The organism is Mycobacteroides sp. H003, from assembly GCF_001440135.1.
Classification (GTDB): Bacteria; Actinomycetota; Actinomycetes; order Mycobacteriales; family Mycobacteriaceae; genus Mycobacterium; species Mycobacterium gwanakae.
In genome coordinates, this window is record NZ_LJYL01000029.1 from 119874 (window position 1) to 135762 (window position 15889).

8 protein-coding genes are annotated in these 15889 nt (G+C 64.4%); all 8 read left to right on the forward strand.

Translation table 11 applies throughout. From position 1 onward, the window contains the following. The first annotated feature begins 4 nt into the window (after window positions 1-4). The 8 genes from zomB (at window position 5) to AOT87_RS18585 (ending at window position 15878) form a co-directional block, all read left to right on the forward strand. Window positions 5-1975 carry a flagellar motor control protein ZomB gene (gene zomB, locus AOT87_RS18550; protein ID WP_165589961.1) on the forward strand — a complete coding sequence of 657 codons (1971 nt, stop codon included), beginning with the start codon at window positions 5-7 and terminating at the stop codon, window positions 1973-1975. Between the two features lie 192 nt (window positions 1976-2167). Next, the gene (locus AOT87_RS18555) at window positions 2168-3142 is read left to right on the forward strand and encodes an alpha/beta hydrolase family protein (protein ID WP_057967300.1); all 975 of its coding nucleotides are present in this window, start codon (window positions 2168-2170) and stop codon (window positions 3140-3142) included. Between the two features lie 160 nt (window positions 3143-3302). Continuing rightward, window positions 3303-4283, forward strand: a complete 981-nt coding sequence (locus tag AOT87_RS18560; protein WP_057965353.1) for an alpha/beta hydrolase family protein — start codon at window positions 3303-3305, stop codon at window positions 4281-4283. A gap of 233 nt (window positions 4284-4516) precedes the next feature. Then, window positions 4517-5497 (forward strand): alpha/beta hydrolase family protein, encoded by a 981-nt coding sequence (locus tag AOT87_RS18565; protein ID WP_046252145.1) that lies wholly within the window; start codon window positions 4517-4519, stop codon window positions 5495-5497. A 213-nt stretch (window positions 5498-5710) separates the two neighbouring features. Beyond that, entirely contained in the window at window positions 5711-6721 is a 1011-nt protein-coding gene (locus AOT87_RS18570) for a cutinase family protein (protein ID WP_057967299.1), read from the forward strand. 289 nt (window positions 6722-7010) lie between these two features. Beyond that, on the forward strand, window positions 7011-8924 hold the full coding sequence (fadD32, locus tag AOT87_RS18575) for a long-chain-fatty-acid--AMP ligase FadD32 (RefSeq protein ID WP_057967298.1): 1914 nt from the start codon (window positions 7011-7013) through the stop codon (window positions 8922-8924). A 49-nt stretch (window positions 8925-8973) separates the two neighbouring features. Then, a complete protein-coding gene (pks13, locus tag AOT87_RS18580) occupies window positions 8974-14322 on the forward strand; it encodes a polyketide synthase Pks13 (RefSeq protein ID WP_057967297.1) in 5349 nt (1782 codons plus the stop codon). 2 nt (window positions 14323-14324) lie between these two features. Beyond that, the gene (locus AOT87_RS18585; protein WP_030096105.1) at window positions 14325-15878 is read left to right on the forward strand and encodes an acyl-CoA carboxylase subunit beta; all 1554 of its coding nucleotides are present in this window, start codon (window positions 14325-14327) and stop codon (window positions 15876-15878) included. The last annotated feature ends 11 nt before the right edge of the window (window positions 15879-15889 follow it).

Sequence of the window (15889 nt, forward strand, 5' to 3'; positions counted from 1 at the left end):
TGGCCTGACCCGCTTCACAGTGTGGGTCAGCGTCCTCACCGTGACCGTGTTGTTCGGCTGGGGGGCCTGGCAGCGGCGCTGGATCGCGGATGACGGTCTCATCGTGCTGCGTACCGTGCGAAATCTGCTGGCGGGCAACGGCCCCGTCTTCAACAAGGGAGAACGGGTAGAGGCCAACACCTCCACGGTGTGGACCTACCTGACGTATCTGGGCGGCTGGGCCGGCGGAGGTATTCGCCTCGAGTACGTGGCGTTGGCTCTGTCGCTGGTGCTCAGCCTGGTCGGCGTCGCGCTGGCGATTCTGGGTACCGCCCGGCTCTACGCGCCGCTGCTTGCCGGGCGCGCCGCGCTCATGGTGCCCGCCGGAATGCTGGTGTACATCGCGATCCCGCCGGCCCGTGATTTCGCCACCTCCGGCCTGGAAAACGGTTTGGTACTGGCATATCTGGGCGGACTGTGGCTCATGATGGTGATCTGGGCGCAGGCCGTGCGCGCGCCCGTCACCCTTGATCGGCGCGGCGGCCCACATCAGCCGGTGGATCCACGGATCGTGCATGCCGACCGAAAAGATCAGAAAGACGTTCTCAGTAGACGATTCACGATAGGGCTGGCCTTCATGGCCGGGCTGAGCGTGCTGATCCGTCCGGAGCTGGCTCTCGTCGGGGGTGGCTTCCTGGTGATGATGCTGATCGCCGCCCGCGGGTTCTCCAGCCGGGTGTACATCGTGGCGGCCGGCGGAGCGCTGCCCGTGCTGTACCAGATATTCCGGATGGGCTACTACGGCCTGTTGGTGCCGAGTACGGCGATCGCGAAGGACGCGTCGGGCTCCAAATGGGGGCAGGGCTTCGTCTACCTGCAAAACATGAACTCCCCGTATCTCATATGGGTGCCGGCGGTGCTGCTCATCGCCCTCGGCGTGGCCGCCTACCAGGCCCGTCGCGGTCAATGGTGGGTGCGCCAGGTGGCCGCCCCGGGTTACGGGTGGCTGGCGCGGCTTGTCCAAAACCCCACCGCCGTAGTTATTTTCATGCTCGCCAGTGGATTCATCCAGGGCCTGTACTGGATACGCCAGGGTGGGGATTTCATGCACGCGCGTGTGCTGTTGACCCCGGTGTTCTGCATGCTGTTACCTATCGCGGTGGTTCCGCTGGCAGCGCCGGACAGCGCGGCCTTTACGCCCAAGCAGGCTCGTCTGCTCACCGGGGCCACCATCGGACTTTTCGCGGGTATCGCCGGATGGGCATTGTGGGTGGCTAACTCGCCGGGAATGGGGGGTGACGGCACCAAGGTCACCTACAGCGGCATCGTCGACGAACGGCGCTTCTACGCACAGGCGACCGGCGTCGCGCATCCGCTGACCGCCGCGGACTACCTGAACTACCCGCGCATGCGCGCGGTGTTGGTGGCGATCGACAACACCCCGGATGGGGCGCTCCTATTGCCCTCGGGGAACTACGACCAGTGGGATGTGGTGCCGGCCATCCCGCCGCCACCCCCGATCCCGCACGACTACCGCGGGCCGCACGCGGTTCTGTTCACCAACTTGGGCATGCTCGGCATGAACCTGGGCCTGGATGTACGAATCGTGGACCAGATCGGGTTGGCCAATCCGCTGGCCGCGCACACCACGCGCATCACGGATGGACGCATCGGCCACGACAAGGATCTGTTCCCGGAGTGGATGATTGCCGACGGACCCTGGCTCAAGCGTTACCCATACATCCCGCGGTATCTTAGCCAGGACTGGGTCGCCGAGGCCGTGGAGGCGCTCAAGTGTCCGAGGACCGAAGCGATGTTGGGTTCGATACGCCGGCCCCTCTCACCTCGGCTTTTCGTGTCGAACTTGCTGCACGCCGCCGAGTTCACCACCTACCGGTTCGACCGTGTGCCGCGTCTTGAGCTGGCCCGATGCGGTCTGCCGATGCCGAAGCTGGATACCCCCCCGTACACTGGGCTTCCGGCGACCGGTCCCTAGAGGAGCGTTCCCGTCCGGGTCCTCGACGTGATCGTGCATGCGGGCTTCTGTGTCCGAATCGAGATCCCAATTAGGTAACGCCGCGGCCCCGTCGTCGCGATACGAAGACGACCGTGTCAGACACTTCAGACGCAATGTTGCGTTACAGAAGTGACAGTTGTGACTTCCCCCAATGAAACGGATGGACCCCAGATGAGCGTGCGCGTGATAGCCCGCCGCGTGCTGACGGCCCTGTTAGCGGCGTTTGTGATGCCCGTGGCAATGGCCGCGGGCTTGGCGGTCAACCCCGCCACCGCGCATGCTTTTTCGCGCGAGGGACTTCCGGTCGAATACCTGGACGTCTACTCCAATTCAATGGGACGCAACATCCGCGTCGAGTTCATGGGCGGGGGACCCAAGGCGGTTTACCTGCTTGACGGACTTCGCGCCCAGGACGACTTCAATGGCTGGGATATCAACACCGCGGCCTTCGAGTGGTTCTACCAATCGGGGATTTCGGTGGTCATGCCCGTAGGCGGCCAGTCGAGTTTCTACACCGACTGGTATTCGCCGTCGGCGCTCAATAAGCAGCCGTACACGTACAAGTGGGAAACGTTCCTCACTCAGGAATTGCCCGCCTACCTGGCCACCAATAAGCAAATATCGGCCACGGGTAATGGCGTGGTGGGACTCTCGATGAGTGGTGGCGCGGCATTGATCCTGGCCGCCTTTCACCCCGCGCAATTCAGATTCGCGGGCTCGCTTTCGGGGTTCCTCAATCCGTCGACCATCTTCATGACCAACGCGATCCGGGTCGCGATGCTCGACGCCGGTAGTTACAGCGTCGACAACATGTGGGGCCCGCCGTGGGATCCGGCGTGGCGGCGCAACGACCCCACCGTGCAGGTCCAGGCGTTGGTCGCGGCCGGGACTCGCCTCTACATCTACTGCGCTCCTGGTGGTTCGACACCCATCGACGAAAACGCCGATGCGGGTGTCGCCCTGAGCGCGAGCAGCTTGGAGTCGCTGGCCGTCAGCGGTAACAAGAGGTTCCAACAGGCGTATGCCGCAGCCGGCGGCAGCAACGCCACATTTGTCTTCCCCTCGTCCGGGAATCACTCCTGGCCGTATTGGGGACAGCAACTGCAGGCCCTCAAGGGTGATCTGATTGCCACGATCAATGGCTAGGGTCTCGGGGCACCTTGAGAAGGTCCGCAGGCGCACATAGTGATGGTGCTGCAGGTCCTTCAGATGTGGTTGACTACCGCGCGAGTATGCGATGGGCGTCCATCAAATCCCTTGACCTGCGCGTGGGAAATCGATTGAAACAGATGGGAAAACGAAGTAAATGAAGCTCTTTTCGAAGATGCGTGGTGCTACCGCGCGTCGGCTGGCTGTAGTTGCCACGGCGGCGGCCGTGCTGCCGGGTCTTGTCGGCGTCACCGGTGGTTCGGCGATTGCGGGCGCCTTCTCGCGTCCCGGGCTTCCGGTCGAGTACCTGCAGGTGCCGTCGGCGTCGATGGGCCGCGAGATCAAGGTTCAGTTCCAGCCCGGTGGCACCAAGGCTGTCTACCTGCTGGACGGTCTGCGTGCGCGCGACGACTTCAGCGGCTGGGACATCGAGACCACCGCGTTCGAGGACTACTACCAGTCCGGTATCTCCATGGTGATGCCCGTCGGCGGACAGTCCAGCTTCTACACGGACTGGTACAACCCGGCCAAGGGCAAGGACGGTGTCTGGACCTACAAGTGGGAGACCTTCACCACTCAGGAGCTCCCGGCGTACCTGGCTGCCAACAAGGGCATCTCGCAGACCGGTAACGCTGTGGTCGGTCTCTCGATGGGTGCCTCGGCCGCGCTGACCCTGTCGATCTACCACCCGCAGCTGTTCGTCTACGCCGGTGCGCTGTCGGGCTTCCTGAACCCGTCGGACATGAAGTTCCAGATCGGTATGGCCATGGGCGACGCCGGTGGCTTCAGCGCATCGGACATGTGGGGCCCGGACAGCGATCCGGCCTGGCAGCGCAACGACCCGTTCCTGAACATCCAGAAGATCATCGACAACGGCACGCGCCTGTGGATCTACTGCGGCACCGGTGACTCCACCGACCTGGACGCCACCCGCAACGGTTTCGAGAACTTCACCGGCGGCTTCCTTGAGGGTATGGCCATCGGTTCGAACAAGAAGTTCGTCGAGGCCTACACCGCGGCCGGTGGCAAGAACGCCCACGTGGAGTTTCCTCCGGGCGGTATCCACAACTGGACCTACTGGGGCCAGCAGTTGCGGGCCATGAAGTCTGACATGGTCGCCTACCTGCAGAGCCACTAGGCATAAGCAGTCAAAAGAGCGGTGGCCACCCTGTCTTTGGCAGGTGGCCACCGCTCTTTCGTCTTTTCGCCGGATTGTGTCTCAAGACCACATCGGTCCGGTTGCGGAGCACCAACAACCGTGACGGGATGTGTTGACAGCCGCCCTGATGTGGTTGACTACCTCGGGGACCCCACAGGATGTCTGTCGGCCTGACATGTAACGCCGACTGAAGCAGACGGGATACTGAGGTAATGAAGCTCTTTACACATATGCGTGGCGCGACTGCGCGTCGACTTGCGGCCGTGGCCGCCACTGCGGCTGTTCTACCAGGACTTATCGGCGTCGCCGGTGGTTCAGCGGTAGCGAATGCCTTCTCGCGTCCGGGTCTCCCTGTTGTAGACCTGCAGGTGCCGTCGGCCTCCATGGGCCGCGACATCAAGATCCAGTTCCAGGGAGGCGGCGCCAAGGCCCTCTACCTGCTGGACGGTCTGCGCGCACGCGATGACTTCAACGGCTGGGACATTGAGACCACTGCGTTCGAGGACTACTACCAGTCCGGTATTTCGCTGGTCATGCCCGTCGGTGGACAGTCCAGCTGGTACACCGACTGGTACCAGCCCGCCAAGGGCAAGGACGGCGTCTTCACCTACAAGTGGGAGACCTTCCTGACCCAGGAGCTCCCCGCGTACCTGGCCGCCAACAACGGTGTGTCCCGGACCGGTAACGCGGTCGTCGGCCTCTCGATGGGTGGCGCGTCCGCCATCACGCTGGCCAACTACCACCCGCAGCAGTTCATCTACGCCGGTGCGCTCTCGGGCTTCCTGAACCCCTCGGACATGAAGGGTCAGGTCGGTATGGCCATGGGTGACGCCGGTGGCTTCAGCGCCCAGGACATGTGGGGCCCGGACAGCGACCCGGCGTGGGTCCGCAACGACCCGTTCCTCAACATCGACAAGACGGTGGCCAACGGCACCCGGTTGTGGATCTACTGCGGTAGCGGTGACGCGACCGACCTGGACGCCACTCGCAACGGTTTCGAGAACTTCACCGGTGGCTTCCTCGAGGGCATGGCCATCGGCATCAACAAGAAGTACGTCGATGCCTACACCGCCGCCGGCGGCAAGAACGCCCACGTGGAGTTCCCTCCGGGTGGTCTGCACAACTGGACCTACTGGGGCAACCAGCTCCGTGCCATGAAGTCCGACATGGTGAGCTACCTCGGTAGCCACTAGTCATCACTGACAATCGCAAAAGCGGCGGCCACTTCGGTGGTCGCCGCTTTTGTCGTTTCGGGGATCGCCGACGGCCACAATCGAGTAACGAATTCTGTGCTGTGACGATCATTTGCGCAGGTGCGGGTGGCATCGGTTCGGTAGCCTCGCTCGGGGCTCCCGGTACCGTGGAGCAAGCTGCGAGACCGCACGTCACGAACGGCCAGGAGACACATGCCCAAGACCTCGAGTAGTAAACGGCACCGGATTCTCGGTTTGGCCGCGGCGCTGGCCGTTGCCGTCGTCGTCATCCTGGTGATCGCGATCGTCGTGGTCATCGTCCGCAGGCCCGACGACGTCACCCCCCCCGCGGGGCAGGTGACGACGACGACACCCCCGCTGACGCGTCCCGGCCAGAAGCCCCGGCCGGCTTTCCAGAGCGCCGACTGCCCTGATGTGCAGGCGCTCATCATCCCGGGTACCTGGGAGTCGTCGCGCACCGACGACCCACTCAACCCGACAGAGTTCCCACGGTCACTGCTGCTGAATGTGTCCCGGCCGATCACCGAGAAGTTCGACAAGGCCCGGCTGGAAACGTGGACGGTGCCGTACACCGCCCAGTTCCACAACCCGTTCGCCAATGACAACCAGATGTCGTACAACGACAGCCGCAAGGAAGGCACCGACCGGGCAGTCAAGCAGCTCTCCGAGATGTACGACAGGTGCCCGCTCACCAGCTACGTTCTGGTTGGTTTCTCGCAGGGTGCGGTGATCGCCGGTGACATCGCCAACCAGATCGGAAACGGCGAGGGACCCGTCGATCAGGACCTGGTGCTTGGCGTGACATTGATCGCAGACGGCCGCCGCCAGGACGGGGTCGGGCTGTCGCCAGGGCCCAACCCGCCCGGACAGGGCGCCGAAGTCACCCTGGGCGATCTGGGGGTGTTGGATTCCTTCGGTCTGAAGATGTCGGGGCCGCGTCCCGGCGGATTTGGTGAGCTCAACGATCGCACCAACCAGATCTGTGGAACCGGGGATCTCATCTGCGCGGCGCCGCCTGACGCCTTCAATATCTCCAACCTGGGTAAGACGCTGGACATTCTGTCCGGGGGCGCAGGTGCCCCGGTACACGCGCTGTACGCCACGCCGGAGTTTTGGCAGATCGACGGCCAGCCGGCGACGGTATGGACCACCAACTGGGCCGAGGGGCTCATCGAGAAGGCGCCCCACCCCAAGCACGGCTGACAAGTGTCGATGTCATCTTCGCAACAGGGCGCCGAGATATTTGGAGGGCGCGGTACGCTCGCCTAAGATTAAGAGAAAAATAAGACTGTAAGTCGTTCGTGAGGTTGAGTGATTTTGGCTGGCTGACGCTGACCGATAATCTCGTCGCGAATGGCCGCCTGAGCTGCCGTAGTACGCGATCGCCTCTCGGTAGGATCATCGAGGATTTGACGTTCGCGATGACGCGTGCTCGCGAATGCCTCAGGCCCGCGAAACGCGCATCATGCGCCGTCATAGGAGAGAAGCACACATGGCGTTCGACAACCCGTTCCTCGACTCGGCGGGCCACATCAAGTTCCCCGAGGACGGGAGCATCGTTGGCCACGTTGAGGGTTGGGCGGAGTCGCAGGGCGACAGCCTGGCCTACCGGTTCCTCGACTTCTCGACAGAGCGCGAAGGTGCCTATATCGACATCACCTGGTCGCAGTTCGGCGCGCGCAACCGCGCCGTGGCGGCCCGCCTGCAGCAGGTGACCAAGCCGGGCGACCGTGTCGCCATCCTGGCCCCGCAGAGCCTCGACTACCTCGTCGCGCATTTCGGTGCGCTCTACGCCGGCGCGATCGCGGTGCCGTTGTTCGATCCCAGCGAGGCCGGCCATGCGGGCCGCCTGCACGCGGTCCTCGACGACTGCCAGCCGTCCGCGGTGCTCACCACGACCGACTGCGCCGAGGGCGTGCGCAAGTTCTTCCGGAATCGCCCGCCCAAGGAGCGTCCTCGCGTCATTGCCGTCGATGCGATTCCCAACGACGTGGGTTCGACCTGGGTTGAACCGGTGGCCACCAAGGACACCATCGCCTACCTGCAGTACACCTCCGGCTCGACCCGCGCGCCCGCCGGTGTGCAGATCACGCACCTCGGCCTTGCGACCAACCTGCTGCAGCTGATCGACGCGTTGTCGGCCAAGCAGGGGCAACAAAGCCATGAAGATCTACGCGGAACCACCTGGCTGCCGTTCTTCCATGACATGGGCTTGATCACGGTGATGGTGCCGTCGATGATCGGCCGGTACATGACGGTGATGAGCCCGGCGGCGTTTATCCGCCGCCCGCTGCGCTGGCTGCGGGAAATGGCCGTCAAGGGCGACGATCATGGTGGAACTTTCTCGGCGCTGCCCAACTTCGCTTTTGAGCATTGCGCATTGCGCGGTGTGCCCAAGGAGGGCGAGCCGCCGCTGGACCTGTCGAACGTGTACTCGATCATTAACGGTTCCGAACCGGTGTCCACGGCCTCGATCAAGAAGTTCTGCGACGCCTTCGAGCCATACGGCTTTGATCCCAGGGCGATTCACCCGTCCTACGGCATGGCCGAGGCCACTCTGTTCGTCACCTCGACCATTTGGAACACGGAGCGGGCGCGCGTGCTGCACGTGGACCGCACCGAACTCAACGCCGGTCGCATCGTGCAGGTGGAGCCGGGTGCCGAGAACTCGGTGACGCAGGTATCCAGCGGCCGGATGGCTCGGGACGAATGGGGCGTGATCGTCGACGGCGAGACCGCGTCGGAACTGCCCGACGGGCAGATCGGCGAGATCTGGTTGCACGGCAACAACATTGGGTCCGGCTACTGGGGCCGTCCGGAGGAGACCCGCGAAGCGTTCCACAACACGCTCAAGTCGCGGATCTCCGCGTCCCACGCCGAGGGCGTGCCCGATGACGCCAACTGGCTCAACACCGGCGACCTCGGAGTATGGGTCGACGGTGAGCTGTACATCACCGGCCGCGTCAAGGACCTCATCATCGTGGACGGACGTAACCACTACCCGCAGGATGTGGAGTTCACTGCGCAGGAGGCCAACAAGGCGCTGCGCCCGGGATATGTGGCCGCGTTCTCGGTGCCGGCCAACCAGTTGCCGCAGGTGGTCTTCGACAATCCGCATGCCGGTCTGAAGTACGACCCGGAGGATTCCTCGGAGCAGCTGGTCATCATCGGCGAGCGCAGCGTGGGCGCACACAAGTCGGACAACCAGGCGGTCGGCGACGATGTGCGCGCCGCCATCGCTGTGCGTCACGGTGTGACGGTGCGGGACGTGCTACTGGTGCCCGCCGGCTCGATTGCCCGGACCTCCAGCGGCAAGATCGCCCGCCGCGCGGCCCGGACCAGCTATCTGGACGGCAGCCTGCGCGGCGGATACCAGCAGACCGCATTCCCCGACGACCGGCAGTAACCGTTCACGCACGGTCGTCCGTACGCAACACCCCGGAGAGGGCTCGAACATGACTGATACGCAACAGGATTCGACACCAGAGACCGAACCCGAGGCTCCAGAGGCAACGGATGGCGGTGCCGGTTCGGACGCGCCTCCCGCGGGCGGGACACCGCAGGGTGAGCTGACCATCCCGGAGATGCGCACGTGGCTGCGCGAGTGGATCGCCAAGGCCACCGGGGTGAGTCCCGACCGTGTCGACGAGTCGGCGCCCATGGTGGAGATGGGTCTGTCCTCGCGTGACGCGGTCGCGATGGCTGCCGATATCGAGGACCTCACCGGCGTAACGCTGACGGCCACCGTCGCCTTCCAGCACCCCACCATCGAGTCACTGGCCACCCGGATCATTGAGGGTGAACCGGAGCTGCCGGATGCCGGTGAAGAGGACTGGTCACGCGATCCCAATGTTGCCGCAGGCGAATTCGACATCGCGGTGATCGGTCTGTCGACGCGCCTGCCCGGCGATGTGAACTCACCGGCGCAGTTGTGGGAAGCGCTGCTGGAGGGTCGCGACGCCATCACCGATCTACCCGAGGGACGTTGGGAAGAGTTCACCGTCGAGCCGCGCATCGCCGAACGCGTTGCGCAGGCCAGCACCCGTGGTGGGTACCTGAAGGACATCAAGGGATTCGACGCCGAGTTCTTCACGCTGTCCAAGATGGAAGCCGACAACATGGATCCGCAGCAGCGGATCGCTCTCGAATTGACCTGGGAAGCACTGGAAAACGCCCGTATCCCGGCGTCCGCACTCAAGGGTCAGAGTGTCGGTGTCTACATCGGCAGCTCCAACAACGACTACAGCTATCTGTCGGTGGCCGACCCCACCGTCACGCACCCGTACGCCATCACCGGTAACGCGAGTTCAATTATCGCGAACCGGGTTTCGTACTTCTACGACTTCCGCGGGCCAAGCGTCGCCGTCGACACCGCATGTTCTTCGTCGCTGGTCGCGGTGCACCAGGGCGTCAAGGCCCTGCGGTGTGGCGAGGCCGACGTGGTGGTGGCCGGTGGTGTCAACGCGCTCATCACCCCGGTGGTAACGGTCGGATTCGATGAGGTCGGTGGCGTGCTCGCGCCGGACGGCCGCATCAAGTCGTTCTCGCAGGATGCCAACGGCTACAGCCGTTCCGAGGGTGGCGGCATGCTGATACTCAAGCGGCTCTCTGATGCGCGGCGCGACGGTGACCCGATCATGGCGATCATCGCCGGGTCCGCGGTCAATCACGATGGCCGGTCCAACGGTCTGCTCGCGCCCAACCCGGATGCTCAGGCAGAGGTACTGCGCAAGGCCTACAAGGACGCCGGTATCGATCCGCGCACCGTCGACGTCATCGAAGCGCATGGCACCGGCACCATCCTCGGCGATCCGATCGAGGCAGACGGCCTGGGCCGGGTGGTGGGTCGTGGCCGCGATGCCGACAAGCCCGCGCTACTGGGCTCGGCGAAGTCGAACTTCGGGCACCTGGAGTCCGCGGCCGGCGCCGCGAGCTTGTCGAAGATCGTGTTGGCCTTGCAGAACAACAAGGTTCCGCCGTCGATCAATTACACCGGCCCCAACCCGTACATCGACTTCGACGCGATCCGACTCAAGGTCGTCGATCAGGTTTCCGACTGGCCGCGCTACAGCGGCCACGCCATCGCGGGTGTCTCCGGTTTCGGATTCGGCGGCGCCAACGCCCACATCGTGGTGCGTGAGGTGCTGCCGATCGACCTGGTCGAACCGGCGGAGCCGTCCGAATCCGATGAGGACGCCGACGTCAATGGCAAACATGCTGCGGCAGAGGATGATACCGAGGGCAGCGGTGACGAGTCCGTTGCTACCCGCTTTGACGAGTATGGCGAGTTCCTGGGCGGGTACTCCGACGAGCCGGCAGAACTGCCCGGACTGACCGATGAGGCCAAGCGTCTCCGGGATGAGGCACTGGCGGCGCTATCGAATGAAGAGCCGGTGACTCCCGTTGTGCCGCTGTTCATCTCAGGCTTCCTTTCCTCGCGCAAGAAGGCCGCTGCGGCTGCCCTGGCCGACTGGATGGAAACCGAAGAGGGGCAGTCGTACTCGCTGGAGTCCATCGGCCGTTCGCTCTCACGTCGCAACCACGGCCGCTCGCGCGCGGTGGTGCTGGCACACGACCACGAAGAGGCCGTCAAGGGACTGCGTGCCGTCGCCGAGGGCAAGCAGAAGCCCTATGTGTACTCCGCCGACGGACCCGTCAGCAGTGGCCCGGTCTGGGTGATGGCGGGATTCGGTGCGCAGCACCGGAAGATGGGTAAGAGCCTCTACCTGCGTGATCCGCTCTTCGCCGAGTGGATCAACAAGGTCGACTCCTACGTGCAGGACGAGCGGGGCTACTCCGTCGTCGAGCTGATCCTCGACGATTCGCATGAGTACGGCATCGAAACCAGCAACATCGCCATCTATGCCATCCAGATCGGGTTGGGCGAGGTGCTCAAGGCGCACGGCGCCAAGCCCACCGCAGTGATCGGGCAGTCGCTGGGCGAGCCCGCCTCGGCCTACTTCGCGGGTGGCTTGTCACTGGCTGACGCCACCCGGGTCATCTGCTCGCGTGCTCACCTGATGGGTGAGGGCGAGGCGATGCTGTTCGGCGAGTACATCCGGCTGATGGCTTTGGTCGAGTACTCGGCCGATGAGCTGAAGACGGTGTTCTCCGATTTCCCGGACCTCGAGGTGTGCGTGTACGCAGCCCCGTCGCAGACCGTCATCGGCGGTCCGCCCGCGCAGATCGACGCGATCGTGGCGCGCTGCGAGGCCGAGGGCAAGTTCGCCCGCAAGCTGCAGACCAAGGGCGCCGGCCATACCTCCCAGATGGACCCGCTGCTCGGCGAGTTCGCCGCAGAGCTACAGGGCATCGAGCCGACGACTCCGACCGTCGGGATCTTCTCGACGGTGCACGAGGGCAACTATTTCCGCCCCGGCGGTGAGCCGCTGCACGATGTCGATTACTGGAAAAAGGGAATGCGGCATTCGGTCTACTTCACCCACGGCACCCGCAATGCCGTCGAAGCCGGCCACACCACTTTCCTGGAGCTGGCGCCGAATCCGGTGGCGCTCATGCAGGTTGGCCTCACCACCATGGCGTCCGGTCTGCCCGACGCGCAGCTGATCGCGACCCTCGCCCGCAAGGAGGACGAGGTCGAGTCCCTGGTCAAGACCATGGCGCAGCTGTACGTGCACGGCCACGCCCTGGATCCGCGGACACTGTTCGACAAGGCCGCCAAGTCGTCGGACTACGCGCCGATTCCCGCCACAGAATTCAAGCGCAAGCCGCACTGGCTGCCCGCTCACTTCAGCGCCGATGGGTCGACCCGCATCCCGGGCACGCATGTCTCGCTGCCTGATGGCAAGCATGTCTGGGAGTGGAGCCCGCGAGAGACCGCCGGGGTCGATTTCGCCGAGCTGGTGAAAACGGCGGCGACATCGGTTATTTCGGGTGCACAGCTCACCGCCTTTGAGCAGCGGGCCATCCCGGGCGAGGGATCCACGCTGGTGACCACGCTGTCGCGGCACCCGGGTGGTGCCACCGTGCAGGTACACGCCCGCATCGGTGAGTCGTTCACGCTCGTCTACGACGCAGTGGTCTCCCGTGCCGGTCAGGGCGGCGCCTTGCCGTTCGCGACCGCCGCGGGTGTGGCCACCAACGGTTCGGCGACGGTGACGGCCGCCCCGGCACAAGCGGTCGCGGTCGTGGAAGACGAAGTGCCCGAAGAGATTCACGACAACCTGCTCTCCGGGGCGGGCGCGGGCGCCGACTTCAAGAAGTGGAGCAAGGAGTCCGGCGAACCGGTTATCGAGCGCCTGGCCGCGATCGTGTCGCTGGCCATGGGCTACGAGCCCGAGGACGTGCCGCGTGAGGTGCCGTTGATCGAGCTGGGTCTGGATTCGTTGATGGCGGTGCGTATCAAGAACCGCGTCGAATTCGACTTCGACCTGCCGCCCATTCAGCTGCAGGCCGTGCGCGATGCCAACCTGCTCGATGTCGAGCGACTGGTCATCTACGCGTTGGAGAACCCGGACGCCGTGCACGAGCTGCACGACTACCAGCAGACCGATGAGTTCAAGGAGGCCGCGCCGACAGGCGGCATGCTGTCGAAGGCTGATCTGGAGAAGGTGCTGGATGCGGTGCCGCAGCCGACGGAGCCAGAATCCTCCAACGAAACGGCCGACAGCGCTCTCGCCGCGGAGTCGGCCCTTTCGGCGGAGACGTCGGAATTGGCCAAGGCCGCCGCCGCGATGAACCAGGAGGCGATCGCCGAGGCACTCAACGCTGATGTGCCGCCGCGTGATGCGGCCGAACGCGTGGCCTTCGCCACGTGGGCCATCGTCACCGGTGAGTCGCCGGGCAGCATCTTCAATGCGCTGCCCAAGATCGATGACGCAACGGCAGAGAAACTCGCTGAACGCCTTTCGCAGCGTGCGGACGGGGAGATCGGTGCCGAGGAGGTCAAGCTAGCGCCGACCATCGAGGCACTCGGCGAGGTTGTCCGCAGCCGCCTGGAGGCCGGCAAGATCGACGGTTTCGTGCGGACGCTTGCACCCCGGCAGGAGGGTTCCCCCACGGTTCCCGTCTTCGTGTTCCACCCTGCGGGTGGTTCGACGGTGGTCTACGAGCCGCTGTTGAAGCGGCTGCCGGAGGGCACGCCGATGTTCGGCTTCGAACGTGTCGAAGGCACCATCGAGGAGCGGGCCGCCCAGTACGTGCCGAAGCTGCTGGAGTTACACAAGGGCCCGTTCATCCTCGCCGGGTGGTCACTGGGCGCGGTACTGGCGTATGCCTGCGCGGTGGGTCTGAAGGAGGCCGGCGCCGAGGTCGCCTGGGTCGGCAATATCGATGGGGTGCGCCCCGGGACGCCGATCTTGACGACCACGGAGGAGACGCGCAAGCGCTGGGATCGCTACGCGAAGTTCGCGGAGAAGACCTTCAACGTGCAGATCCCGGAGATCCCCTACGAGCAGCTCGAGGAGCTCGACGACGAGGGTCAGGTGCGGTTCGTGCTGGAGGCCGTCAAGGCCGCCGGCGTGGAGATTCCGGGCGGCATCATCGAGCACCAGCGCACGTCCTACCTGGACCAACGGGCCATCGACACGTCGACGCCGGTGCCCTTCGACGGGCATATGACGCTGTACATGGCCGACCGGTATCACGATGACGCCATCACGTTCGAGCCCGCGTACGCGACGCGCCAGCCCGACGGTGGCTGGGGCGAGTTCGTCTCCGATCTGGAGGTGGTCCCGGTTGGTGGGGAGCACATCCAGATCATCGACGAACCGTTCATCGCTAAGGTCGGTGCTCATATGAGTCAGGCATTGCGTTCCATCAATGCGAAGAACCAGGAAGGCTAGACGTGCCACCACATACAACTGCGGAGAAGGTCGCCGACCTGCGTGAGCGGATTGCCCGCACACAAGAGCCGGGTGACGCCAAGGCCATCGCCAAGCGTGATGCCAAGGGCATCCCGAGTGCGCGTGCCCGCATCCACGCGCTGCTCGACAAGGGCAGCTTCCTGGAACTCGGCGCATTTGGGCGTACCCCAGGTGATCCGAATGCCCCGTACACCGACGGTGTGGTGACCGGATTGGGCCGCATCGACGACCGTCCGGTGGCAGTCTTCTCGCACGATCAGACGGTGTATCAGGGAAGCGTCGGCGAGATGTTCGGCCGCAAGGTCGCCAAGCTCATGGAGTGGGCGGCCACCAACGGCTGCCCGGTGATCGGTATCAACGACTCGGCGGGCGCCCGCATTCAAGACACCGCCACCTCGTTGGCCTGGTACGCCGAGCTGGGGCGTCGTCACGAGATGCTGCGCGGCATGGTTCCGGAGATCTCGTTGATCTTCGGCAAGTGTGCCGGCGGTGCGGTGTATTCGCCGATCCAGACCGACCTCGTGGTCGCGGTGCGCGATCAGGGCTACATGTTCATCACGGGCCCCGACGTCATCAAGGACGTCACCGGCGAGGACGTCACATTCGACGAACTCGGCGGCGCGGACGTGCAGGCTCAGCGTGGCAACATCCACAAGGTGGTCGAGGACGAAGCGGCCGCGTACCAGTACGTGCGCGACTACCTCAGTTTCTTGCCTTCCAACACGTTCGACTATCCGCCGATCGTGAATCCGGGCCTGGAGCCCGAGATCACCGAGGACGATCTGTACCTCGACACGATCATCCCGGATGCCGATAACCAGGGCTACGACATGCACGAGGTCCTGCTGCGGATCTTCGACGACGGTGACGTCTTCGAAATCGCCGACCAGCGCAGCCCGTCCATGATCACCGCGTTCGCCCGTGTCGATGGAAGCCCGGTCGGCGTCATCGCCAACCAGCCGATGCACATGTCCGGAGCGGTGGGCAACGAGGCCTCCGACAAGGCGGCCGGTTTCATCCGCTTCTGTGACTCGTTCAATCTTCCTTTGGTGTTCGTTGTCGATACTCCGGGCGCCATGCCGGGTGTGGAAGAGGAGACGAACGGCGTCATCAAGCGCGGCGGCAGGTTCTTCAATGCCGTGGTGGAGGCCGATGTGCCCAAGGTGACCATCATTACCCGCAAGGCGTACGGCGGCGGGTACGCGGTCATGGGCTCCAAGCAGCTCTCAGCCGACCTGAACTTCGCCTGGCCCACAGCGCGTATCGCGGTGATTGGCGCCGAGGGTGCCGCGCAGCTGCTGGTGAAGCGATTCCCCGATCCGACGGCTCCGGAGGTGCGGAAGATCCGACAGGACTTCATCGACGGGTACAACAAAAACCTGGCCACACCGTGGATCGCTGCCGAGCGTGGCTACATCGACGGCGTCATCGAGCCGCATCAGACGCGGCTGCTATTGCGTCAGTCGCTGAAGCTGTTGCGGGACAAGCAGAATCTCGGCAAGGTGCAGCGCAAGCACGGCCTCACCCCGATCTAACGATTAATCAC

Bases quoted from the DNA above. Each gene is read 5' to 3' on its own strand.
- AOT87_RS18555 (WP_057967300.1), top strand. From the start codon at position 2,168: ATGAGCGTGCGCGTGATAGCCCGCCGCGTGCTGACGGCCCTGTTAGCG.
- AOT87_RS18560 (WP_057965353.1), top strand. From the start codon at position 3,303: ATGAAGCTCTTTTCGAAGATGCGTGGTGCTACCGCGCGTCGGCTGGCT.
- AOT87_RS18565 (WP_046252145.1), top strand. From the start codon at position 4,517: ATGAAGCTCTTTACACATATGCGTGGCGCGACTGCGCGTCGACTTGCG.
- AOT87_RS18570 (WP_057967299.1), top strand. From the start codon at position 5,711: ATGCCCAAGACCTCGAGTAGTAAACGGCACCGGATTCTCGGTTTGGCC.
- fadD32 (WP_057967298.1), top strand. From the start codon at position 7,011: ATGGCGTTCGACAACCCGTTCCTCGACTCGGCGGGCCACATCAAGTTC.
- pks13 (WP_057967297.1), top strand. From the start codon at position 8,974: ATGACTGATACGCAACAGGATTCGACACCAGAGACCGAACCCGAGGCT.